Source organism: Solihabitans fulvus, assembly GCF_008386585.1.
Classification (GTDB): Bacteria; Actinomycetota; Actinomycetes; order Mycobacteriales; family Pseudonocardiaceae; genus Solihabitans; species Solihabitans fulvus.
Genome location: NZ_VUOB01000048.1, coordinates 12,427 through 33,282, shown reverse-complemented (window position 1 = coordinate 33,282; position 20,856 = coordinate 12,427). Strand labels below are relative to the sequence as shown.

21 protein-coding genes are annotated in these 20,856 nt (G+C 70.5%); 10 read left to right on the top strand and 11 right to left on the bottom strand.

Features of this window, described 5'->3' with window-relative positions; all coding sequences use genetic code 11:
• The first annotated feature begins 153 nt into the window (after positions 1–153).
• Positions 154–1,185, top strand: a complete 1,032-nt coding sequence (locus tag F0L68_RS25815) for a medium chain dehydrogenase/reductase family protein (RefSeq protein WP_149852394.1) — start codon at positions 154–156, stop codon at positions 1,183–1,185.
• A gap of 98 nt (positions 1,186–1,283) precedes the next feature.
• Here the strand turns inward: F0L68_RS25815 and F0L68_RS25810 are convergent, their stop codons facing one another.
• Positions 1,284–2,216, bottom strand: coding sequence for an RNA polymerase sigma-70 factor (locus F0L68_RS25810; protein ID WP_149852393.1), 933 nt, complete (start codon positions 2,214–2,216; stop codon positions 1,284–1,286).
• Between the two features lie 228 nt (positions 2,217–2,444).
• On the opposite strand from F0L68_RS25810, the gene F0L68_RS25805 reads away from it, so the two are divergent.
• Positions 2,445–2,930: a carboxymuconolactone decarboxylase family protein gene (locus F0L68_RS25805; protein ID WP_149852392.1), complete on the top strand. Its 486-nt coding sequence runs from the start codon at positions 2,445–2,447 to the stop codon at positions 2,928–2,930.
• Between the two features lie 123 nt (positions 2,931–3,053).
• Positions 3,054–4,271 carry a GNAT family N-acetyltransferase gene (locus F0L68_RS25800; RefSeq protein ID WP_149852391.1) on the top strand — a complete coding sequence of 406 codons (1,218 nt, stop codon included), beginning with the start codon at positions 3,054–3,056 and terminating at the stop codon, positions 4,269–4,271.
• A 69-nt stretch (positions 4,272–4,340) separates the two neighbouring features.
• On the opposite strand, the gene F0L68_RS25795 is transcribed toward F0L68_RS25800, so the two are convergent.
• Positions 4,341–4,928 carry a TetR/AcrR family transcriptional regulator gene (locus F0L68_RS25795; RefSeq protein WP_149852390.1) on the bottom strand — a complete coding sequence of 196 codons (588 nt, stop codon included), beginning with the start codon at positions 4,926–4,928 and terminating at the stop codon, positions 4,341–4,343.
• 145 nt (positions 4,929–5,073) lie between these two features.
• Between F0L68_RS25795 and F0L68_RS25790 the strand changes: the two genes are divergently transcribed.
• Both F0L68_RS25790 and F0L68_RS25785 read left to right on the top strand, forming a co-directional pair.
• On the top strand, positions 5,074–5,985 hold the full coding sequence (locus tag F0L68_RS25790; RefSeq protein ID WP_149852389.1) for an alpha/beta hydrolase family protein: 912 nt from the start codon (positions 5,074–5,076) through the stop codon (positions 5,983–5,985).
• A 5-nt stretch (positions 5,986–5,990) separates the two neighbouring features.
• A complete protein-coding gene (locus tag F0L68_RS25785; protein WP_149852388.1) occupies positions 5,991–6,854 on the top strand; it encodes an LLM class flavin-dependent oxidoreductase in 864 nt (287 codons plus the stop codon).
• Positions 6,855–6,904: 50 nt separating this feature from the next.
• Here F0L68_RS25785 and F0L68_RS25780 read toward each other — a convergent pair whose 3' ends face one another.
• Positions 6,905–7,492 (bottom strand): TetR/AcrR family transcriptional regulator, encoded by a 588-nt coding sequence (locus F0L68_RS25780; RefSeq protein ID WP_149852387.1) that lies wholly within the window; start codon positions 7,490–7,492, stop codon positions 6,905–6,907.
• A 120-nt stretch (positions 7,493–7,612) separates the two neighbouring features.
• On the opposite strand from F0L68_RS25780, the gene F0L68_RS25775 reads away from it, so the two are divergent.
• A complete protein-coding gene (locus tag F0L68_RS25775; RefSeq protein WP_149852430.1) occupies positions 7,613–8,401 on the top strand; it encodes a class I SAM-dependent methyltransferase in 789 nt (262 codons plus the stop codon).
• A gap of 49 nt (positions 8,402–8,450) precedes the next feature.
• Here F0L68_RS25775 and F0L68_RS25770 read toward each other — a convergent pair whose 3' ends face one another.
• Positions 8,451–9,425, bottom strand: a complete 975-nt coding sequence (locus tag F0L68_RS25770) for a helix-turn-helix transcriptional regulator (protein ID WP_149852386.1) — start codon at positions 9,423–9,425, stop codon at positions 8,451–8,453.
• Positions 9,426–9,563: 138 nt separating this feature from the next.
• Between F0L68_RS25770 and F0L68_RS25765 the strand changes: the two genes are divergently transcribed.
• Positions 9,564–9,959 carry a RidA family protein gene (locus F0L68_RS25765; RefSeq protein ID WP_149852429.1) on the top strand — a complete coding sequence of 132 codons (396 nt, stop codon included), beginning with the start codon at positions 9,564–9,566 and terminating at the stop codon, positions 9,957–9,959.
• 30 nt (positions 9,960–9,989) lie between these two features.
• Here the strand turns inward: F0L68_RS25765 and F0L68_RS25760 are convergent, their stop codons facing one another.
• The gene (locus F0L68_RS25760; RefSeq protein ID WP_149852385.1) at positions 9,990–10,403 is read right to left on the bottom strand and encodes a winged helix-turn-helix transcriptional regulator; all 414 of its coding nucleotides are present in this window, start codon (positions 10,401–10,403) and stop codon (positions 9,990–9,992) included.
• 65 nt (positions 10,404–10,468) lie between these two features.
• Here F0L68_RS25760 and F0L68_RS25755 point away from each other — a divergent pair, with 65 nt between their 5' ends.
• Complete coding sequence (locus F0L68_RS25755; protein ID WP_149852384.1) at positions 10,469–11,365, top strand: alpha/beta fold hydrolase; 897 nt, start codon at positions 10,469–10,471, stop codon at positions 11,363–11,365.
• A 38-nt stretch (positions 11,366–11,403) separates the two neighbouring features.
• Here the strand turns inward: F0L68_RS25755 and F0L68_RS25750 are convergent, their stop codons facing one another.
• Entirely contained in the window at positions 11,404–12,354 is a 951-nt protein-coding gene (locus F0L68_RS25750; RefSeq protein ID WP_149852383.1) for an NAD(P)-dependent alcohol dehydrogenase, read from the bottom strand.
• A 131-nt stretch (positions 12,355–12,485) separates the two neighbouring features.
• Here F0L68_RS25750 and F0L68_RS25745 point away from each other — a divergent pair, with 131 nt between their 5' ends.
• The gene (locus F0L68_RS25745) at positions 12,486–13,343 is read left to right on the top strand and encodes a helix-turn-helix transcriptional regulator (protein ID WP_149852382.1); all 858 of its coding nucleotides are present in this window, start codon (positions 12,486–12,488) and stop codon (positions 13,341–13,343) included.
• Between the two features lie 19 nt (positions 13,344–13,362).
• On the opposite strand, the gene F0L68_RS25740 is transcribed toward F0L68_RS25745, so the two are convergent.
• Positions 13,363–14,511: an FAD-dependent oxidoreductase gene (locus F0L68_RS25740; RefSeq protein WP_240543006.1), complete on the bottom strand. Its 1,149-nt coding sequence runs from the start codon at positions 14,509–14,511 to the stop codon at positions 13,363–13,365.
• A gap of 128 nt (positions 14,512–14,639) precedes the next feature.
• Here F0L68_RS25740 and F0L68_RS25735 point away from each other — a divergent pair, with 128 nt between their 5' ends.
• Positions 14,640–15,239: a TetR family transcriptional regulator gene (locus F0L68_RS25735; protein ID WP_149852380.1), complete on the top strand. Its 600-nt coding sequence runs from the start codon at positions 14,640–14,642 to the stop codon at positions 15,237–15,239.
• Between the two features lie 103 nt (positions 15,240–15,342).
• On the opposite strand, the gene F0L68_RS25730 is transcribed toward F0L68_RS25735, so the two are convergent.
• The 4 genes from F0L68_RS25730 to F0L68_RS25715 all read right to left on the bottom strand — a co-directional run bounded on the left by F0L68_RS25730 (position 15,343) and on the right by F0L68_RS25715 (position 20,852).
• A complete protein-coding gene (locus tag F0L68_RS25730) occupies positions 15,343–18,918 on the bottom strand; it encodes a replicative DNA helicase (protein ID WP_240543007.1) in 3,576 nt (1,191 codons plus the stop codon).
• A 647-nt stretch (positions 18,919–19,565) separates the two neighbouring features.
• Positions 19,566–20,024 carry a 50S ribosomal protein L9 gene (rplI, locus tag F0L68_RS25725; protein WP_188316832.1) on the bottom strand — a complete coding sequence of 153 codons (459 nt, stop codon included), beginning with the start codon at positions 20,022–20,024 and terminating at the stop codon, positions 19,566–19,568.
• Between the two features lie 31 nt (positions 20,025–20,055).
• Entirely contained in the window at positions 20,056–20,295 is a 240-nt protein-coding gene (gene rpsR / locus F0L68_RS25720; RefSeq protein WP_033428226.1) for a 30S ribosomal protein S18, read from the bottom strand.
• Between the two features lie 56 nt (positions 20,296–20,351).
• Entirely contained in the window at positions 20,352–20,852 is a 501-nt protein-coding gene (locus F0L68_RS25715; RefSeq protein ID WP_149852378.1) for a single-stranded DNA-binding protein, read from the bottom strand.
• Positions 20,853–20,856: the final 4 nt, after the last annotated feature.

Below are 20,856 nucleotides of genomic sequence, written 5' to 3'. Positions count from 1 at the left end.
CACCTCTCCACGCTAGTTAGAAGCTATCACCATCATCACATTATCTAACAAACCTGCTCGCCAACCCTTGACGACCGCGCACGCTCCCGCCAAGCTGGTTACAGCATCTAACGTACGCAACAGTATCTAACTGATCACGCACCGGAGGTCGTCATGAGCGTCGGAGAACTCGTCGAAGTGGTCCTGCCGGGCACGGTGGAGCCGGAGGGGCTCGAACTCCGGCGCGGCCCCGTCCCGACCGCGGGCGCGGGCCGGGTGGTGGTCCGGATGGAGGCGACCGGCGTGTCCTTCGCTGAACAGCAGATGCGCCGGGGCCGGTACTACGACCAGCCGCCGTTCCCCTTCGTGCCCGGCTACGACCTGGTCGGCACGGTCCTGACGGCCGGCGCGGGCGTCGACCCCGGCCTGGTCGGCAGGCGGGTCGCCGCGCTGACGAAGGTCGGCGCCTGGGCGAGCCACGTCGTCCTCGACGCGGCGGACGTCGTCGAGGTGCCCGCCGGCATCAGCCCCGCCGCCGCCGAGACCGCGGTGGTCAACGGCATCACCGCCTGGCAGCTGCTGCACCGCAGGGCGCGGGTGCGGGCCGGGCAGACCGTCCTCGTGCACGGCGCCAACGGCGGCGTCGGCTCGATCCTGGTCCAGCTGGCCCGCCGCGCGCGTGTGCGGGTGATCGGCACCGCGTCCGCGCGGCACCACGACGCGCTGCGGGCGCTCGGCGTGACGCCGATCGACTACCGGACCGAGGACGTGCCCGCCCGGGTCAGGGAACTGGTCCCCGCCGGGGTGGACGCCGTGTTCGACCACGTCGGCGGCCGCAGCGTGCTCGACTCCTGGCGGCTGCTCGCGCCGGGCGGCACGCTCGTCTCCTACGGCACCGCGGCGACCAGGGACGACTCCGGGTCCAAGCAGTGGCCCGTGCTCAAGATCCTCGGCCGGGTGTGGCTGTGGAACAGCCTGCCCAACGGCCGACGCGCGTACTTCTTCAACATCTGGGCCGGCCGGTCCCTGGCCAGGAACCGCTTCCGCGCCCGCCTGCGCGCCGACCTCACCGAGGTGTTCGCCGCCATGGCGCGCGGCGAGGTCACCGCCACGATCGCGGCGGAGCTGCCGCTCGCCCGCGTCGCCGAGGCCATGCGGCTGGCGGAGTCCGGCACCGTCGCCGGAAAGGTCGTGCTGACGCCGTGACCCGCGCGCCACTCGGCGGCCGACCGTCCTCAGTGGACCGTTCTTGGGCGAGTTTTCCCGCCCCGCAAGGGCGGGCAGGCTCTCCGTCCGGCCCAGACTCACCGCCGCAGCGCGATCTCCCGCCGCATGTGCGACAGCTTCTCCGGATTGCGCACGGCGTAGAGCCCGGTGATGAGGCCGTCGTCGATGCGGACCGCGATGACGGTGTCGATCTCGCCGTCCTGCCGGACGATCAGCGCCGGATAACCGTTGACCTGTGCCGACTCCAGCGACATCAGGGCCGCGATCCTGCCAAGCCCGGCCTCCAACACGCGGGCCACCTTGTCGGCCCCCACGACGGGCCGCAGCACGGCCTGCACGACTCCGCCGCCGTCGCCGAGGAACACGACGTCCGGCGCGAGGTTGTCCAGCAGCCCCTGGAGGTCCCCCGTCCGCACGGCCCGCTGGAACGCGTCGAGCGCGTCGCGGGCCGCGGCCGGGGACACCGCCCCGCGCGGTCGCCGCGCCGCGACGTGCCCCCGCGCCCGGTGGGCGATCTGGCGGACCGCGGCCGGGTTCTTGCCGACGGCCTCCGCGATCTCGTCGTAGTCCAGGTCGAACACCTCGCGCAGCACGAACACGGCCCGCTCGGTCGGCGTGAGCGTCTCCAACACGAGCAGCATCGCCATCGAGACGCTGTCGGCCAGCTCGACGTCTTCGGCCACGTCCGGCGCGGTCAGCAGCGGCTCGGGCAGCCACGGGCCTACGTAGGACTCCCTGCGGCGGCCGAGCGTCCGCAGCCGACCCAGCGCCTGCCGGGTGGTGATCCGGACCAGGTACGCGCGCTGGTTCTGCACGATGTCCAGGTCAACGCCCACCCACCGCAGCCAGGTCTCCTGGAGGACGTCCTCCGCGTCGGCGGCCGAGCCGAGCATCTCGTAGGCGACGGTGAACAGCAGGTTGCGGTGGGCGAGGAACGCCTCGGTGGCGGGGTCAGGGCGGTCGTCCTGGCTGGCGCTGTCCTCGGGCGCGGTCCGCGACGTGCCGGTCATGGGTGGCTCCTCGTTCACTCTGGACTGGGTCACCCACCAGACACCGGTACCCGTCCCTGTGTGACACGGCGACGGTAACCAATCCGCGTCGCACGCCCGGGACGGGAGCCGACGTGGTCACCGCCCATGGCGTACGTCACAAGGCCGCGCTGTCACAGGGTTCGGGCCGCCGGCGTCTCGTGTTCGTCCAGTGCGGCAGCACCCGACACCACGAGAGAGGACGAAGTCATGGAACCCCGATTCGCCATGTTCGACAACGAGATCGGCGCCAAGTTCACCAAGCGGTTCGCCAACGCCAGCCTGGTGATCCACAAGTCGCCGCTGCCGGCGTCCACGCAGGAGCTGGTGTCGTTGCGCACCAGCCAGATCAACGGCTGCGGGTGGTGCGTCGACATGCACACCAAGGAAGCAGCGGCCGCAGGGGAGACTGCGGTCCGGCTCAACCTCGTCGCCACCTGGCGCGAGTCCACCGTGTTCACCGAGGCCGAGCGGGCCGCGCTGGCGCTGGCCGAGGAGGGCACCCGGCTCGCCGACGCCAGCCACGGCGTGTCCGACGAGACCTGGGCCCTGGCGCGCGAGCACTACGACGACGACCAGCTTGCCGCGCTGGTCTGCCTGGTCGCCCTGGTCAACGCGGCCAACCGGGTCGCCGTGATCGTGCGCCAGAAGGGCGGGTCCTACGAGCCCGGCATGTTCGCCGCCGTGTTCGACTGATCAGGAGACCGGGCGGTGCCGTGACCGGCCGTAATTCGCTTGATCCGGCCGAGGGTCCACATTGAACTGTGCCGCGACACCACGCGTCGTGGTGCCGGCATCCCGGGAGAGGCAGCGGCAGCGATGGAGATTCGTCCCACGACCGATCAGGACCGCGAGATCTTCGGCGACACACTCTATGCCGAGTTCGGACAGTTCCCGGGATCCCGGTCCGACGGCGAAACGGTCTGGTGGTCCTCGGTCGAAATGGACCGCAGCCTGCTCGCGATGACGGCGGACGGGCGGCCTGTCGGCACCGCGACCGCGCACTCCTTCGAACTCACCCTGCCCGGTGGGATCCTCGCCCCGGCCGCAGGGGTGACCGCCGTCGGCGTCCTGCCGTCGCACCGACGCCGGGGCGTGCTCACCGCGATGATGCGGCATCAGCTCGCCGAGCTGCGGGCACGAGGGGAGTTCCTCTCCGTGCTGCTGTCCAGCGAGGCCTTGATCTACCAGAGGTTCGGCTACGGACCGGCGACCTACACGCAGCGGCTGACGGTGCCGCGCCACCGGGCCGCCTTCGCCCTCCCCAGGGCGGGCGGAACGGCCGGCACGGACATCGGCTCGGTCGAGGTGTTGCGGCGTGCCGAGTGCGGCGAGATCCTGGAAGAGGTCTACGACCGGTACCGCCGCACACAGCCCGGCGCGTTGTTCCGGCCGCACCGCTGGTGGGCTTCGGGCGCGGGGCAGTCCCCGGTCTCCCTGGCGCAGCGCTACGTCGTCGTCCACCGGGATGCCGACGGCGTCCCGGACGGGTACGCCAGCTACTCGCTCGATGACTCCGGGACCTTGAAGGTCGACGAGACCGTCGCCATCGACGACGCCGGCTACACGGCCCTGGCCCGGTTCGTGCTCGGACACGACCTGGTCTCTCAGGTCGTGTTCAGGAGCGTCCCGGCCGACGACCCGCTGCGCTGGCAGCTGGCCGATTGCAGCGCCGGCCAGGTGAGCGGCGTGACCGACTGGCTCTGGGTGCGGCTGTTGGACGTCCCGCGTGCGCTGACCGCGCGCGGTTGGTTCGCCGACGGCGAACTCGTCCTCGACGTCGACGACCCGTTCCTCGGCGAGCACGACCGCTACCTGCTGACCGTCCGGGACGGCCACGCCGAGTGCGTCCCGACGGACCGGGAGCCCGACCTGTCGCTCGACGTGAGCGACCTTGGCTCGATCTACCTCGGCGGCACCACCCCGAGCACGCTCGTGCGGGCCGGACACATCCGGGCCCACCGCCCCGGCGCGGCCGCCCTCGCGGACGCCCTGTTCCGCGCCGAGCGTGCCCCGCACTGCCTGCACTGGTTCTGACCGGGCGTTGACCGACCCCGTTCGGACCCGGCTGCACCAGCCGGGTCCGAACGGGGGCCCGAACAGCTCCTAGTCCAGGCGCAGTCCGGCGAGCAGGAGTGCGACCACGCGGCGGGCGTCGTACCGAGGGTCCTTGTTCGCGCCGATGCAGAGGTTGCCGACGGCGAACATCAGCTCGAAGGCCCCGATGTCGGCGCGGATCTCGCCCGCGCCAGCGGCGGCGGCGAGCAGGTCGGCGCACACCGGCGTGAGGCGGTCGATGAAGTAGGCGTGCAGGGTCACGAAGGTGGCGTCGTCGGACTGCAACGCCTCGGCGAGGCCGTGCTTGGTGACCAGGAAGTCGACGAAGAGATCGATCCACCGCGTCAGGGCGGTGTGCGGCGAGTCGTTGCTGGCCAGCAGGGTCGGGCCCGCCTCGACGCAGGCCTCGACCTGGTGCCGGTAGACGGCCACGACGAGGTCGGCCCGCGTCGGGAAGTGGCGGTAGATCGTGCCGACGCCGACGCCCGCCTTGGCCGCGATGTCCCGCACCGGCGCGTCGACGCCGCAGGCGATGAAGGCCGCGGCGGCCACCTCAAGCAGCGTCTGCTCGTTGCGCCGGGCGTCGGCCCGCTTCCTTGGCGACGGCGTCGCTGGTCCGTTGCTGCTGTCAGCCACTGCGCAGTCGTCTCCTTGCTAATCGGAACACGGTTCCGTATGTTCGTAACGGAACACGGATCCGCTTGTTCATGATGCCAGGGCGGGCACCCCGTGGCCAGGCGGCCCCACCGCCACTCGACGCACCTCGCAAGGAGAGGCCCCCATGAACCACCCCGACGGAGTCGTCATCTCGGCACGCCCGGTCGTGCTGCCAGCCCCGGACCGCGGCGAGGACCTGCGCGTCCGGGTGTCCGCCCCGGCGACCGGCGACAACCTGCCCGTCATCGTCTTCTCGCACGGCTTCGGCTCGTCGCTGGACGGCTACGCCCCGCTCGTCGACTTCTGGGCCGCCAACGGTTTCGTCGTCATCCAGCCGACCCACCTCGACTCGCGGACGCTGAACGTCACGCCGGAGGACCCCCGCTACCCGGAGATCTGGCGCTTCCGGGTCCAGGACCTGACCCTCGTCCTCGACCAGCTCGACCGCCTCGAAGCCGCCGTTCCCGGCCTCGCCGGGCGCCTTGACCGCGACCGCATCGCCACCGCAGGGCACTCCTGGGGCGCCCAGACGGCGAGCATGCTGCTTGGCGCGCGGGTCCTCGACGCCGACGGCGTCCCCGGCAAGGACCTGTCCGACCCGAGGATCAGGGCCGGTGTGCTGCTCGCCGTGCCTGGCACAGGCGGCGCGGACCTGACGCCGTTCGCCGCGGAGCACTTCTCCTTCATGAGCCCCGGCTTCGCGGAGATGACCACCCCGGCCCTGGTGATCGCCGGGGACAAGGACCAGTCCGCCCTGAGCGTGCGGGGACCGGAGTGGTTCACCGACGCCTACTTCCTGAGCCCTGGCCCCAAGAGCCTGCTCATGCTGTTCGGCGCGGAGCACTCGCTCGGCGGGGTCTCCGGCTACTCCGTCACGGAGACGACCGACGAGAGCCCCGAGCGGGTCGCCCTGATCCAGCGGCTCACGTCTGTGTTCCTCCGCAGCGCGCTCGACCTCGCCGACGCCAGCTGGGCCACGGCGAGCGCCGAGCTGGCACACGACGCCGACCGCCTCGGCGAGATCGAAACCAGGTGACGCCCATGCCGAGCTTCGGGATCATGACCGCCCCCATGCAGGTCGACTACCACGACATCCTGCGGGTCTGGCGGGAAGCGGACGCCATCGCCGAGATCGAGCACGCGTGGCTGTTCGACCACCTGCTGCCGATCGCCGGCGACCAGCGCGGCCCTGCCCACGAGGGTTGGACGCTGCTCTCGGCCCTTGCCGCGCAGACCCGGCGGCTGCGTCTCGGCCTGCTGGTGACCAGCAACCGCTTCCGGCCGCCCGCGATGCTGGCCAAGATCGCCGCGACCGTGGACGTCGTCTCCGGCGGGCGGCTCGAGTTCGGGATCGGCGCTGGCTCGCGTCCCGACCACCCGCTGGCCCGGCGCGAGTACGAGGCGCACGGCCTGCCCTTCCACGACTTCGCCCACTCGGTGGCGAGCCTGGCCGAGGCGTGCGTCGTCATCCGGCGGTTGTGGACCGAGACCGAGCCGTTCGACTTCGACGGCGCCCACGTCCGGCTCACCGGCGCGACCTGCAACCCCAAGCCGGTCCAGCGCCCCCATCCGCCGATCCTGATCGGCGGGCGTTCCTCGGCGACGCTGCGGGTGGTCGCCGAGCATGCCGACGTGTGGAACATCCCCGGCGGCGACCTCGACGACGCCGTCCGCCGCGGCGCGCTGCTGGACCGCTACTGCGCCGAGATCGGTCGCGATCCCGCTGCCATCACCCGCTCGATGCACCTGCCGGTCTCCTACGACCGGCCGCGCGTCACCCGGGACGCGATCAGCGCCGCGGTCGCCTCGGGCTTCGGGCACATCGTCCTCGGCCTGCCGGCGCCCTACCCCGCCAAGGTCGCGCGGTGGGTCGCCGACGAGCTCATCGCCGGGTCGAGGCCGTGAGACCGGTCCGGCCGGTCGCCCTGCCGGTCCCGGACCCGACCTCCCGCTGACTACCGCAGGGCGCCGGCCAGGACCGTGGTCACGACCTTCCGCACGGCCTCGGGCTCCGGTTGCCTGTCCTTCTGCTCGGTGAACAGCAGATGCGCGGCGCCGATCACCATGGGCGCGAGCGCGTCGAGGTCGGCGTCGGGCGCGATCCGGCCGAGGTCGCGCTCGGCCGTCAGGTATTCGACGATCATGGCCGCGCCCTCGCCGACGAGCGGGAATCGAGAGGTGCCGGCCGCGCGCAGCCGCCCGCGCAGCTCGTCCCTGGCGATGACGAGGACCACGATCGCCACCATGACCGGCTCGAAGCTGGCCAGCAGGACGCTGGTCACGTTGTCGGCGACGGTGCCGGTCCCGGCCGCCTCCAAGAGGGCGGCGGTGCGGGCCCGGACCCGCGCGATGCGGTCCAGCACCAGCTCGGTGAGGAAGGCGTCGAAGTCGGCGAAGTGCCGATGCAGGACCCCTTTGGCGACGTCCGCCTCGGTGGTGACCGCCCGGCTGGTCAGGCCGGTGACCCCGTCGCGGACGAGGACCCGCTCGGCGGCGTCGAAGAGCTGCTGGCGCGGATCACGCAGCGCCACACCGGTCGGCACCGCGCATCTCCTCCTTCACCGACAGCGAACACCCCACTCTAGTGGGCACATGCCCACTAGAGTGGGCACATGGCCACTCTACCGCCGCCGGCCGCGCCGGAACCACATCTGCACCGTCCCATGGCGGAGTCGTTCGGGGTCGACCCGCAACGGTACGACCGGACCAGGGCCGCCTATCCCGAGGCCATGATCGAACGGATCGTGGCCGCCGGTCCCGGCCCCGACTTCCTCGACGTCGGCTGCGGCACCGGCATCGCGGCCCGCCAGTTCCTGGCCGCAGGCCGGACGGTGCTCGGCGTCGAGCCCGATCCCCGGATGGCCGACCACGCGCGGGGCACCGGACTCGACGTCGAGGTCGCGACCTTCGAGGCGTGGGAGCCGGCCGGCCGCACCTTCGACGCGGTCGTCTCCGGCACGGCCTGGCACTGGGTCGACCCGGTCGCCGGCGCGGCCAAGGCGGCGCGGGTCCTGCGGCCAGGAGGCGTGCTGGCGCCGTTCGGGCACGTGTACCAGCTGCCGCCCACCGTGGCCGACGCCCTCGCCTCGGCGTACCGGCGGGTGGCTCCCGATTCGCCGATGGGCTTCGACGGCAGGTCCGGGACGTCGATCCTGGACGCCTACCAGGGGCTGTACGCCAGGGCAGCGGACGGAATCCGCGAGGCCGGCGGGTTCGACGAACCCGTGCTGTGGCGCTACGACTGGGAGCGCGCCTACTGCCGCGACGAGCTGCTGGACCTGATCCCGACCTCCGGCGGGCTCACCAGCCTGCCACCGGACCGCCTTGCGGAGGTGTTGGCCGCCCTTGGTGCGGAGGTCGACCAGCTGGGCGGCAGCGTCACGCTGCCGTACGCCACCTGGGGCCTCACCGCGACCCGCACCGACGTCCCACCCCGGCACACCTCGGACTGAGGGAAGGGGCCGCACCGCGTCGACGGCGGCCCGCAGCCGGCGACGACTCTCACGGCGACCTCGCATAGCGGGTGGCGATGGCGGCGGCCCGGTCCCGCAGACAGACGCGCAACCACTGCGGGGACAGGGCTTCCGCGTTCGCGGCGAACTGCCACAGCGCCCACTCGGCGTGCCTGCAATCCTGGAAGGTCACCGCCAGCCGCAGCCAGCCGTCCGAGTCGGCCTCCTCGGCGAGGACGGCCAGCGCGGTGCCAACCAGGTCCTCGCGCCGCGCCGGGTGCACCCGGACCAGCACGGTGACCTGGTCGTCGCCCGCCCGAAACCGCGTGGCGCGTTCCTGCCAGGCCCGGTCAAGGTCGACCCGGTCCGGTCGCTGGGCGGGTTCGGCGAGTTCCTCGGCGGCCAGGACCCTGGACAGCCGATAGGTGCGGTCCGCGCCGGACCTCGTGGCCAGCAGATAACCCTGGTCGCGCAACGTGACCAGGCCGATCGGGTCGACCGTGCGCCACCTCGGGGCCTGGTGCGCCGCCGCGTAGTGGATGCGCAGCTTGTGCCCGGCGAGCACCGCCCGCCGGATTTCGGCCACGATCGCGTCGGGCAGCTCCTCGGCGACCAGTCGGCGCGAGAGGAGATCCGTCTCCGGGTCGATGAGCAGTCGCTGAGTCGCGTCGGCCGCGGTGGCCCGCTGGCTTTCCGGCAGCGCGTCAACCACCTTGAGCATGGCCGAAGCGAGCGCCGAGCCGAGGCCGAACGCCTGCGCCCCGCGCCGCGATCCGGCGACCAGCAGGGCAAGCGCCTCGTCGTGGTTGAGCCCGGTGAGCTCGGTCCGGAAACCGGGCAGCAACGCGAAACCGCCGTGCCGGCCGCGTTCGGCGTAGACCGGGACGCCGGCCGAGGACAGCGCCTCGATATCGCGCAGCACGGTGCGGGTGGACACCTCCAGCTCGCGGGCCAGCGCGGTCGCGGACAGCCGACCGTGCTGCCGCAGCAACAACACCAGCGAGACCAACCGGTCGGCGCGCACCTGAAAAACCCTACGGAAATACTCGACACAGGATGTCGTGATTTGCCGAGAGGCTGGTCCCCACGACGTCAAAGCCGGTGACTACCGAGCCGATGGACGTCCGTACTCGCGATGAGTCGACTGGGAGCTGATGTGGCAGTGCAACGAACAGCGGTCAACCCCGTGCAGTGGTCGGTGGGGATGGGATTCAACCAGGGCGAGATCGTCTCAGGGCACACCAGGACCCTGTACTGCTCCGGGCAGACCGCGATGAGCGACGACGGCGAACCCCAGCACGCAGGTGACCTGGCGGCACAGTTGGTGCTGAGCCTGGACAACCTGGAGGCCGTGCTCGGCGCGGCTGGCATGTCGCTGGTGAACCTCGTGCGGCTCAACGTCTTCACCACCGACGTCGACCGGCTCTTCCGGCACTACGGCGTGCTGGCGTCGCGGTTGGCCGCCGCCGGGGTGGCCCCGACCACCACGATGCTCGGGGTGACCCGGCTGGCGATCCCCACCCTGCTGGTCGAGCTTGAGGGGACCGCCGTCGCGTGACGCGACCCCGCCGCCTCCGATGCGGCAGCGTCACCTGTTGTCAGTGTCCGCCTGGGCATCGACGATCGCGTTGATCCGGTCGATCTCGGCCATGTGCTGCTCCGCCCAGGCCCGAACCGCCGCGAGCGGGATCTCCAGCGACAGGCCCAGTTCGGTGAGCCGGTAGTGCACCCGTGGCGGCACGGTCGGCTCCACTCTGCGCGTGACCAGACCATCGCGGGTCAGGCTGTGCAGGGTCACCGACAGCATTTTCTGTGAGACACCGGGCATCCGCCGCCGCAACTCGGCGAACCGCACCTCCTGCGGGGCCGCGTCGGCGAGCACCTTGATGGCCATCGACGTCCATTTCGTGCCGATGCGGTCCAGCAGCTGGCGGGTCGGGCACGCCGGCGAGAACAGATCACCACGCGCGGCGCCGGTCGCACGCTCCGTCCGAGTGGTCACCTGGACCTCACCACCTGTCGGCAAGGTGCCGTCTTGGCGGCACCGTCGGGGTTACCTAACGTTCCATGGTAACCAATGGTGACCACCTGGAGGACTCCTTGTCCGGCATACCTACCTCTCCCGTCACGCTGAGGCGGATCGCGACCAACGGCATCCACGCCAACGTGGCGACGGCCGGCACGGGCCCGCCGGTCGTGCTGCTGCACGGGTTTCCGCACACCTGGCAGCTCTGGCGTGAAGTCATCGGCCCGCTGGCCGAGCACCACCGGGTGATCGCCCCGGACCTGCGCGGGTTCGGGGCCAGCACCCGTGCCGTCGACGGCTACGACGCGGGCACCCTGGCCGCCGACATCGACGGGATCCTCGACGCCCTTGGCGAACCCACCGCGGCCGTGGTCGCCATCGACGCCAGCGTCTCCGCCGCAACCCTGCTCGCGCTGAGGCGACCGGACCGGATACGACGACTCGTGGTCATGGAATCACTGCTGGGGTCGCTGCCCGGCGCTGAGGGCTTCCTCGCCGCAGGCCCGCCATGGTGGTTCGGATTCCACGCCGTGCCCGGTCTCGCCGAAACGGTCCTGACCGGCCACGAGGCGCAGTACATCGACTGGTTCCTGCACGCGGGCACCCTCGGCCGCGGTGTGCCACCGGAGATCCGCGACGCATTCGTCGACGCCCACACCGGAACCGACGCGCTGCGCTGCGCCTTTTCCTTCTACCGCGCCCTGCCCACCAGCGCCCGCCAGATCGCCGACGCCGTGGCACACGGCGGACTTGCCATGCCCACCCTCGCGATCGGCGCCCATCCCGTCGGCGCGACCCTGGCACGACAACTGCGCCCCGTGGCCAGTGACCTCACCGGACACCTCATTCCGGACTGCGGCCACATCATCCCGCTCGACCGGCCAAGCGAACTGCTGGACCTGCTGGTGCCCTTTCTCGCGCCACCGCACCAGATCTGAGACCGCAACGACACAAGCCGGTAGGGCTGGCCCACCAATCACCCGGATACCGTGATCACCTGCTTGCCCACCACGCCGCCGCGCTCGAACGCCTGGTGCGCGGTCGCGATGTCCGCCAGCGGCCAGACGCTGTCCACGACGGGCCGCACAGCGCCGGAGGTGACGTAGCCGGCCAGGTCGCGCAGCAACGCCGCGTCGGGATTCGCACTGAATGCGCGGATGCGTCGGGCGCCGTGGACACTCGATGCGGCGATGGCGGCCAGCGCGCCCGCGGACAGGCCCACCGTGACCATCCGGCCGTTCCTGGCCAACCGACTGCGGTAGCAGTGCAGGTCGGTGCCCACGGTGTCGAGGATGACGTCGAACGGGCCGATCTGGTCGGATGTGGTGGTGCGGTAGTCGAGGACGTCGTCGGCGCCAAGGGCGGCCACGGTCTCGGCGTGAGCGTCGCGGGCCAGCGCGGTGACGTGACCGCCCAGCGCGTGTGCCAGTTGCACGGCGGCAGTGCCTACCCCGCCGGCGGCGCCCCGCACCAGGACCCGCTCGTCGCGGGTCAGCCGGACGCTGTCCCGCAACGCGATCAGCGCCGTCGTGCCCGCCACGACCAGGGACGCGGCGTCGACCGATGACATGCCGGCCGGGGCAGGCGCGACGCGATCCGCGGGCACCAGCACGTACTCGGCCGCCGCGCCGGTCGCGTGTCGCTGCCGAGGGTGCACCGTGCCCCACACGCGGTCGCCGACCTGATAGCCGCCGACGCCGGCCCCGGTCGCGGCGATCGTGCCGGCGAAGTCCAAGCCAACGCCGATGGGGAAGCGACGGCCGGACACCATCTTCAACCCACCGGAGCGGACCACGATGTCGTGCCCGTTGACGCTGGATGCCTCGACGGACACCAGCACCTCGCCGACGCCGGGCGTTGGCCGGTCGATGTCGGCGATGTGGAGCACGTCAGGTGCGCCGAAGCGGGTGATCTGTGCAGCCTTCATGGCGGGTGTTCCTTCCGTGATCGGTGGTAGGCAACCGATTTTATTGGCCGGCCGGCCGATCACGGTCGTTCGCTGTGTCCTGGGACTGGCAGACCCACCCTCGCCGGCCGCCGCGTGGGCATACTGGCCCGGTGAGCGAGGACTCCCGACGCGCGCTGGCCGAGTTCCTGCGCACGCGTCGTACCCGGGTGCGACCGCAGGACGTTGGCCTGGAACCGGGTCCGCGGCGGCGGGTCGCCGGACTGCGGCGGGAAGAGCTTGCGCTGCTGGCCGGGGTGAGCGCCGACTACTACCAGCGCCTGGAGCAGGGCCGGGACGTGCGGCCGTCCGACCAGGTGCTGGACGCGATCGGGCGGGCGCTGAACTTCACCGCCGAGGAGTCCCGGCATCTGCACGGCCTGGCCACGGCCGCGCGCACCCGGGCACGGGCGCCGCGCCCGCCCGAGCCGGACGTGGTGCCACCGACCACGCTGCGGCTGCTGCGGTCGATGACGGCGCCCGCGATCGCGGTGAGCCGTTTCCTGGACGTGCTGGCGTGGAGCCCACTGGCCGGCGCGTTGCTTGGTGAGTTCACCCGGCTGCCCACGGCCGAGCGGAACCTGTTGGCGTTGTTGGTGCATCCCGAGGCCGACCAGAGCTGTCCGAACCGGGCGGCCACCGTCGCCGAGCTGACCGCGATGCTGCGCACCCAGGTCACCGCCGATCCGGCTCATCCACGTGCGGTCGAACTGGTCGGCGGACTGGCCGTGCGCAGCGACGAGTTCGCCACGCTGTGGGCACGCCACGACGTGGCGGACGCGACGCGCGGTCAGCTGCGGGTCAACCACCCGCTGGTGGGGGAGATCAACCTGGACTGGGACGCCTATCCGATACCGGGTGCCGCCGGGCCGGCGTTGATCGTCTACACGGCCGAGGAGGCCAGCCCCGACGCCGAACGACTCCAGCTGCTCGCCGGCCTGGTCGACACGTCGACCGCCGTTCGAGGTTGACCACACCGGCGATCAACGCCTATTGATGCGAGCGTTGGATGGAGCGCGCGATCAGGCTGCGGATTCCCGGGAGCATGGTGGCTCGGATGGCGAGGTCGCGTGCCACGACATGTGCCTTGGTGGGTGGCACGAACTGGCTGATCCCCTTGCGGGCCAAGGCTTGTCGCTTGCGGATCTCCGGACGCAGCCGGGTCTCCCAGGTGGCCAGCGCGGTCGGAATGTCGTGGCCGTTCTCCTCAAGGGCGACGGCGAGTTGGTCGACCCCCGCGAGGGCGAGTGCCGCGCCGTAGCCTGCGAACAACGTGACGCACCAGGCCGCGTCGCCGAGCAACACGACCCGGCCGTCGCTCCATCGGTCAGCCTTGATCTGACTGACGGAGTCGAAATAGGCCCCCGTTGGGTCAGCCGCGAGCTGATCGAGCACCTCGGGCACACTCCCGCCCAGATCTGCGAAAGTCGAGCTGAGCGCTCGCGCCGGCCCTTGTGCCAGTTCGGCAGCCGGATCAGTGGCGCGGTAGGTGAAGAACGCCGAGGACCGTCCCGGACCCAGGTTGATCACAGCCGCAGTGCGTCCCGGGCCGATGAACGTGGTGCTCGCGCCCTCCGGCACGTCCCGTGGAACCCCGCTGAGCGGGAACGCGCCCACGACATGCCGCAGGTCCACCCGGAATTCGGCCTCGGGGCCGAACACGATCTCGCGGACACCGGAGTGCAGGCCGTCGGCGCCAACCAGGAGTGCGGCGTGCTCGGACGTACCGTCGCTCAGCTCGATCTGGACGTGGTCCGCGTCCTGGGCCACGGCCCGCACGGTGGTGCCGAACCGGATCTCCACCACGTCGTGCACCAGCTCGTACAACGCGGACTCCAGATCGCCCCGGAACACCGTCAGCGCCCGTCCGCCGAACGCGGCCTGCGCGAGCGCGGCCGGAACCGTGAACTTCTGTCGGCCATCGGCTTTGACGAGGATCGAGGAGAACGCTCCGAGGTCCCGAGCCGCCAGTGCCGGCAGCACACCGAGACGCTCTGCCGCCGCATAGCCCTGCCCGAGCAGGTTCACCAGGTAGCCGCTGCTGCGGCGAGCCGGGGCGCGCTCGACCACGAGTACGTCCCAGCCCGCCTGGTGAAGCCGCAGCGCCGTGGCCAATCCGGCGATCCCAGCGCCCACCACGAGCGCTCGACGACTCCTGCCAACAAGACCATCCGCCACTGTCGCTCCTTCGGACCCCAGTATGAGCATGTGTTCAAACTTAGTATGAACACATGCTCATTCCTGGTGCAAGCCCGTAGACTGCGGACGTGCCACGAGGCGTCGCCATCCCGGAGGTCAGGCAGCAGTTGTTCGCCGCCGTCGAGCGCGTGATCACCCGCGACGGGCCGAGCAAGCTCAGCGGCCGGGCGGTGACCAGCGAGGCCGGCGTCGCAACCGGGCTGCTCCACGCGCACTTCGCCGACATGGACGACTTCCTCGCCGCCTACGCGGTCGACCGCTCATTCGTGGTCTCCGCCGCGGCCGCGGCCCTGCCGGAACGGGCCGGCACAGGCAGTGTCGCCGAGAACCTGTGCGACGCCGTTCTCGCCACACCGCCGGCGACCATCGGGGTGCTGCTCAGGCTCCTGGCGGCCAGGCCCGAGCTACCGGAACGTGTCCGCGCCGTTCTCGGCGACACGACGGCTGGCCTGGACGCGATCGAGAACGCCGCCGCCACCTACCTCACCGCCGAGCAACGACTCGGCCGCGTCGCCGCGGCCGCCGACCCCGCAGCGCTTGGTCTCGCGCTCGTCGGTGCGCTCCATTACCTCGTGCTCACCTCGGCCGCCGAGTCCGATGTGCACGCACGCGTCGCGCGGACCATCGTCGCGCTGGTCGAGGCCGTCACCACAGCGACGCCACACTGACCGGTCCAGCCGGGGCGAACGCGGCACGTAGCCGGCCCAGCCGGCCATCACGAAGTTTGTGCTCGTCGCTGCGACGATTCGAATACGCGGTCCCGCCGCGAACTCAGCCCTGGGCGAGGTCGGCGAACCGGCTGTAGTGCAGCTGGTGGGCGACGGTGACCGTCGAGGTCGGGCCGGCGCGGTGCTTGGCCAGGATCAGGTCGGCCTCGCCGGCCCTCGGGTCGTCCCGCTCCCAGGCGTCCGGGCGGTTGATCAGGATCACCATGTCGGCGTCCTGCTCCAGGGAGTTGTGGACCGCGATGCCATCCGCCACGAAGTTGTGGGTTCCCGGCACGGTTGCGTCGTAGACGGGCTGCTCACCAAGGCTGACCATCTCGACCACCTCGTCCCAGAACACGTCGTTCGTGGCGAGAAGGTCGAGATCGGCATCGTCGAGCACAGCGGCGGCCCTGGCCAACCTGGAGCGGCTTGGTGCGTGCTTCCACATCGTCGAGCCGCAGAAGCGCGAGCCCATCGCGGCCGCGAACTCGCGGTGCGTCATGCGCTGCGCTGCCAGGATTCCCCTTACCTGCTGCCAGATTTCGCGAGGAACGGTGTCGAGGTTGGTGTTGCCGGCAATGCCGCGCAGCTGCTCGGCCGCAACCTGCGCGGAGAGACCGCGCAGGCCGTGCACACCGATCTCATCGAGGAAGATCAACTGGTTTTCCGCGCCGTAGACGTAGAGATGCCAGCCGTCCCGATAGCCGCTCTTGGGCGCCCGCTTGATCCGGCTGAGCACGCCGAACCGGAGAAGCAGTCGCGCCACGTCCTCGACCAACCTGCGGCTGGTCGAGGCGTAGTAGATCCGGGCCTGGCCGGCCTTGTCGTCCCAGCGGACCGAGCCGTCGGTGGCCCACAGGTGCCGCAGGAACAGGCCCACCTGGTCCCTTGCCAAGGAGAACACGGCCGGCGGCACGAACTTCTCATGGCTTCGCAGGCCGAAGAGACCGAGTTCGTCGAGCCACGCCGCGATCGGATTCCGTCTGCCGCGGGTCAGGTGGTACGGCGCGGGCAGCCGCAACGAGGTGCACCGGGCGGCGGCATGGTCGTCACGGACAGCGGTGACACCAAAGTGCGTGGCAGCCTCGGTGACGGCACGAAGGTTTGCCTCGTCCGTGCTCGCGTACCTGATCGGCTGCCTGCGCACGAAGGACCCGTCGCCGATCAGGTGGCCGAGCATGATCACTTCGGCGTCGGGCATCGGCGTCGGCTGGAGTGGTTCGGGCACCGTGCGGGGCACCGCGAGCCGATCTCCGACGCCCAGTTCACCCAGTGGAACCCAGCCGTCGATGGTCTGGAACGGATGGTTGGCTGTCGCCTCCACCTCACGCCCGGACGCGAGGCGCAGCCGAAAGACTTCCTTGACTCCGCTGGAGAACACCCTCGTCATCGGGCGGGGCACCATGCGGAGGCGTTCGTCCAGCGACCACACAACCGGCTGCTCGCCCGAGTCGAGCAGTTCACCGAGGGTGGCCTCGGTCCCGTTGTCCGCGCGCAACACCCTGGTGTTGAGCGTGAGGCAGCCGGACTCGCGGAGGTCGGACAGCATCGGGCGCTTGTCTGTGCGCTGCTCGGGACCACGGTTGAGCTGGCTGATCGCGACGACCGGCACCTCGAGCTCCTTGGCCAGCAGCTTGAGGTTTCGGGAGAACTCCGAGACCTCCTGCTGCCGGGACTCCACGCGCTTGCCCGAGCTCATCAGCTGCATGTAGTCGAGGATGATCAACCGAAGGTCGTTGCGCTGCTTGAGCCGCCGCGCCTTGGCCCTGATCTCCATCATGGTCATGTTCGGCGAGTCGTCCACGAACAGCGGCGCCTCGCTGATCTCGCTCATCCGCCTGGCCAGCCTGGTCCAGTCGTCGTCGCTCATCCGGCCACCGCGCATGTCGCCGAGCCGGATCCGCGCTTCGGCGGACAGCATGCGCATGACGATCTCGGTGCGGCTCATCTCCAGCGAGAAGATGACGCTGGTCATGCCGTGCTTCACCGAGCACGACCTGGCGAAATCCAGTCCCAGGGTCGAGTTGTGCGTGGGGATCATCGATCGACTGGCGAGATACAGGTGATCGGGGTTGTCCACCTCGACGCACCGCACCGGTACGGACGGGATCGCTCGCACGTCGACGATGAACCTCGAGCCGGTCATGCGAGGGGTGCGCGTGTTGCGTTCCTTGTGCACCAACCGCTTCCGCTCCAGCCGGAACACGTCGTCCTGCGTGGTGAAGGTGAGCAGGTAGGCGGTCGACGACTCCTCGGACCGCCCCTTGACCCGCTTGGTGGTCAACGAGCAGCGGTAGCCGAGCCCGACGACCAGGTCGTAGGTGTCCTCCGCCAGCCGCCGGTTGGTCACCGCGAACTGGACCGACCCGCTGGGCAACACCGTGCCGTCGGTGTCGAGCAGACCGGCCAACAGTGCGCGCCGCTGCGGTTCGGACGCCCTCAGGTACTCGACCGGAATGTGCTTGTCGCCCAGCACTCCGAGCGTCCGGAGAACGGGAGCCGGCAGGCGGATGCCATACAGCAGATTTCCGTGCGGGACCACGTCGAAGCCCTCAGCTTCGACATGCCAGACGATCTCGGGGTCGGCCGTGGTGAACCGGGCTCCTGCGGAATGTCCGTCGCCAAGCCAGACGCCGAGCACGTAGGGCGCGAGGGCCAGCTCGCGATCCGGCAGGTCGAGCGGCCGGCAACCGTTCACCGAGTGGTTCAGTCTGCGGTCCGCAGTCGCGCAGCGCAGGGTGGCCGCGATGTCCTCGGTGGTGCGCACCTCGGCGAAGGTGCGTTGGTTCCGGTAGCCGTTGTATCCCGTCGCCGCCTGCTGTGCGGAACGCCGTGACGCCCTGGTCTCAGTCAGCCACTGGTGTTCGGCATCGGCGACGATGACGGTCCCGTCGGAGAACTCGACCTCGTAACACGGCCGGCCGGTCATCACCTCGGTGGCGGCGACGACCGTGGTCGGTCGGCCGTCGGCGTCGATCAGCGTGTCACCGACGCCCACCTCGCCCATCGTGGTCCAACCGGACGGGGTCGGCAGCGGGGTGTCCAGCGCGAGCGCCTTGCCCACACCGGGACGCGCCGCGACGATGATCATCTGGCCGGGGTGCAGGCCGTTGGTCACCTCGTCGAGGTCGACGAAGCCGGTCGGCACGCCGAGCGAGGACCCGCCGCGCGAGGCGATCGCGTCGATCTCGTCCATGGTCGGCTGCAACAGCTCTTCGAGGGCGACGTAGTCCTCGCTCGTGCGCCGCTCGGTGACCTCGTAGATGGCGGCCTGCGCGCGGTCGACGACCTCGTCGACGTCCGCGCCCTCGGCGCCGTTGTAGCCGAGCTGGACGATCCTGGTGCCCGCTTCGACGAGCCTGCGCAGCACCGCCTTCTCGGACACGATCTCGGCGTAGTAGCCGGCGTTGGCCGCGGTCGGCACGGTCGCGATGAGCGTGTGCAGGTACGGCGCCCCGCCGATGCGCAGCAGCTCGCCCTTGCGCTCAAGCTCGGCGGAGATGGTGATCGGGTCGGCAGGCTCGCCGCGCCCGTAGAGGTCGAGGATGCAGTCGTAGATCGCCTGGTGCGCCGGGCGGTAGAAGTCGCTCGGGCTGAGCGCCTCGATCACGTCGGCGATCGCGTCCTTGCTCAGCAGCATGCCGCCGAGCACGGACTGCTCCGCGGCGAGATCCTGCGGTGGCTGCCGCTCGAACCCGGACTCTGCTCCCCGGTCGTCAACCAACGCCACCGCGCCCCCACCTCCATGCGTTTCGGGATGTCGCGCAGCCTGCCCCCTCGGCGCGCGGTCACTCGTTTTGTACCTCGCCGGTCCGACAATTCCCGGCCGCCACGCACAGCGAGGGAGGCCGCTGCGAACTCGGACGCTAGATCCCCCGTCCGGACCAGGCAAACCTGCCTGGGGACGCCCCTGTGGACACCATGGGGACAACTGTCGGCGGCTGGCCACAACCGGGTGGCCGCATGTGGACAACCTGGGGACAAACCGGCGAGTGACGGAAATAATCACAGGTCAGAGGCTGTGTACAACGTGTGGAAAAACTGACTTCGCCGGCCCTCGGCGTGTCGCGTGTGACGGGCGTTTCGGCGTGTCGTAGGTGGACTGTCACAGCGAACTGTCCACAGGCGGGTGACAACAGCACGCTGCTGCAAACGAGCGAAAGCGCCGCCCCTACCGGCGGAACCGGCGGGACGACGCTTTCTCAGCACCGAATCGGGCGAACGTGACGTCGGGGCTAAATCAGTGCCCCGACGTCACGTTCGCCCGTGTTCGAACCTGTGCCTGGGTCAGCCAGCCGCGGTGACGTCGACGGCCAGTGCCACGGTGACCTCGGGGTGCAGTCGGACGTTCACCGAGTGCTTGCCCGTGGTCTTGATGTGGTTGGACACGTCGACGGCGCGCTTGTCCAGCGTCGGACCGCCCGCGGCCCGAACAGCGGCCACGATGTCGGCGGTGGTGACCGAGCCGAACAGCTTGCCGCCGCCGGCCGCGGCCTTCGCCTTCAGCGCCACGGTGCCGAGGCCCTCGAGGGTGGCCTTGACCTCCTTGGCGTGGTCGAGGTCGCGGATCCGGCGGGTCTCCTGGGCGCGACGGATGACCTCGACCTGCTTCTCGGCACCCTTGGTGGCCTGAATGGCCAGGCCGCGAGGCAGCAGGTAGTTACGGCCGTAACCGTCCTTGACCTCGACGATGTCGCCAGGGCCGCCGAGGCCGCTCACGTCAGCGGTGAGAATGAGCTTCATGATCTGCTCCTGCGCAATCAGTCTCGGGCCGCGCTCAGCGGGCGGTCGAGGTGTAGGGCAGCAGCGCCATCTCGCGCGCGTTCTTGACGGCGACAGCGACGTCACGCTGGTGCTGGCTGCAATTGCCGGTCACCCGGCGGGCACGGATCTTGCCGCGGTCGGAGATGTACTTCCGCAGCAGGGTGGTGTCCTTGTAGTCGATCAGGTTGGCGTTGCGGTCCTTGCAGAACGCACAAACCTTCTTCTTCGGCTTGCGCACAGGCGGCTTAGCCACGGGTGAACTCCTGGATTAACGCGGTTGAAGGTTGTTCTGGATGACGCGCGATGCGGTCAGAACGGGGGCTCGTCGGCGAAACCGCCGGAGCCTGCCGGCGGGGCGGAACCCCACGGGTCGTCCGAGGGGCCGCTGTTGGAGGAACCGCCGGAGGGCGCGCCGAAGCCGCCACCACCGCCGCCCCCGCCACCGCGGCTGACCTTGTTGACCTTGGCTGTCGCGTAGCGCAGCGAGGGGCCGATCTCGTCGACCTCAAGCTCGATGACGGTGCGCTTCTCGCCTTCCTTTGTGTCATAGGAACGCTGACGCAACCGTCCGCTCACGATCACCCGCGAGCCGCGGGTGAGGGACTCGGCCACGTTCTCCGCGACCTGTCGCCAGACACTGCATCGCAGGAACAGCGCTTCGCCGTCCTTCCACTCGCCCGACTGCTTGTCGAACGTGCGGGGGGTCGAGGCGACCGTGAAGCCGGCCACCGCCGCCCCGGACTGGGTAAAGCGGAGTTCCGGGTCGGAGGTCAGGTTTCCGACCACCGTGATCGTCGTCTCACCAGCCATGGTG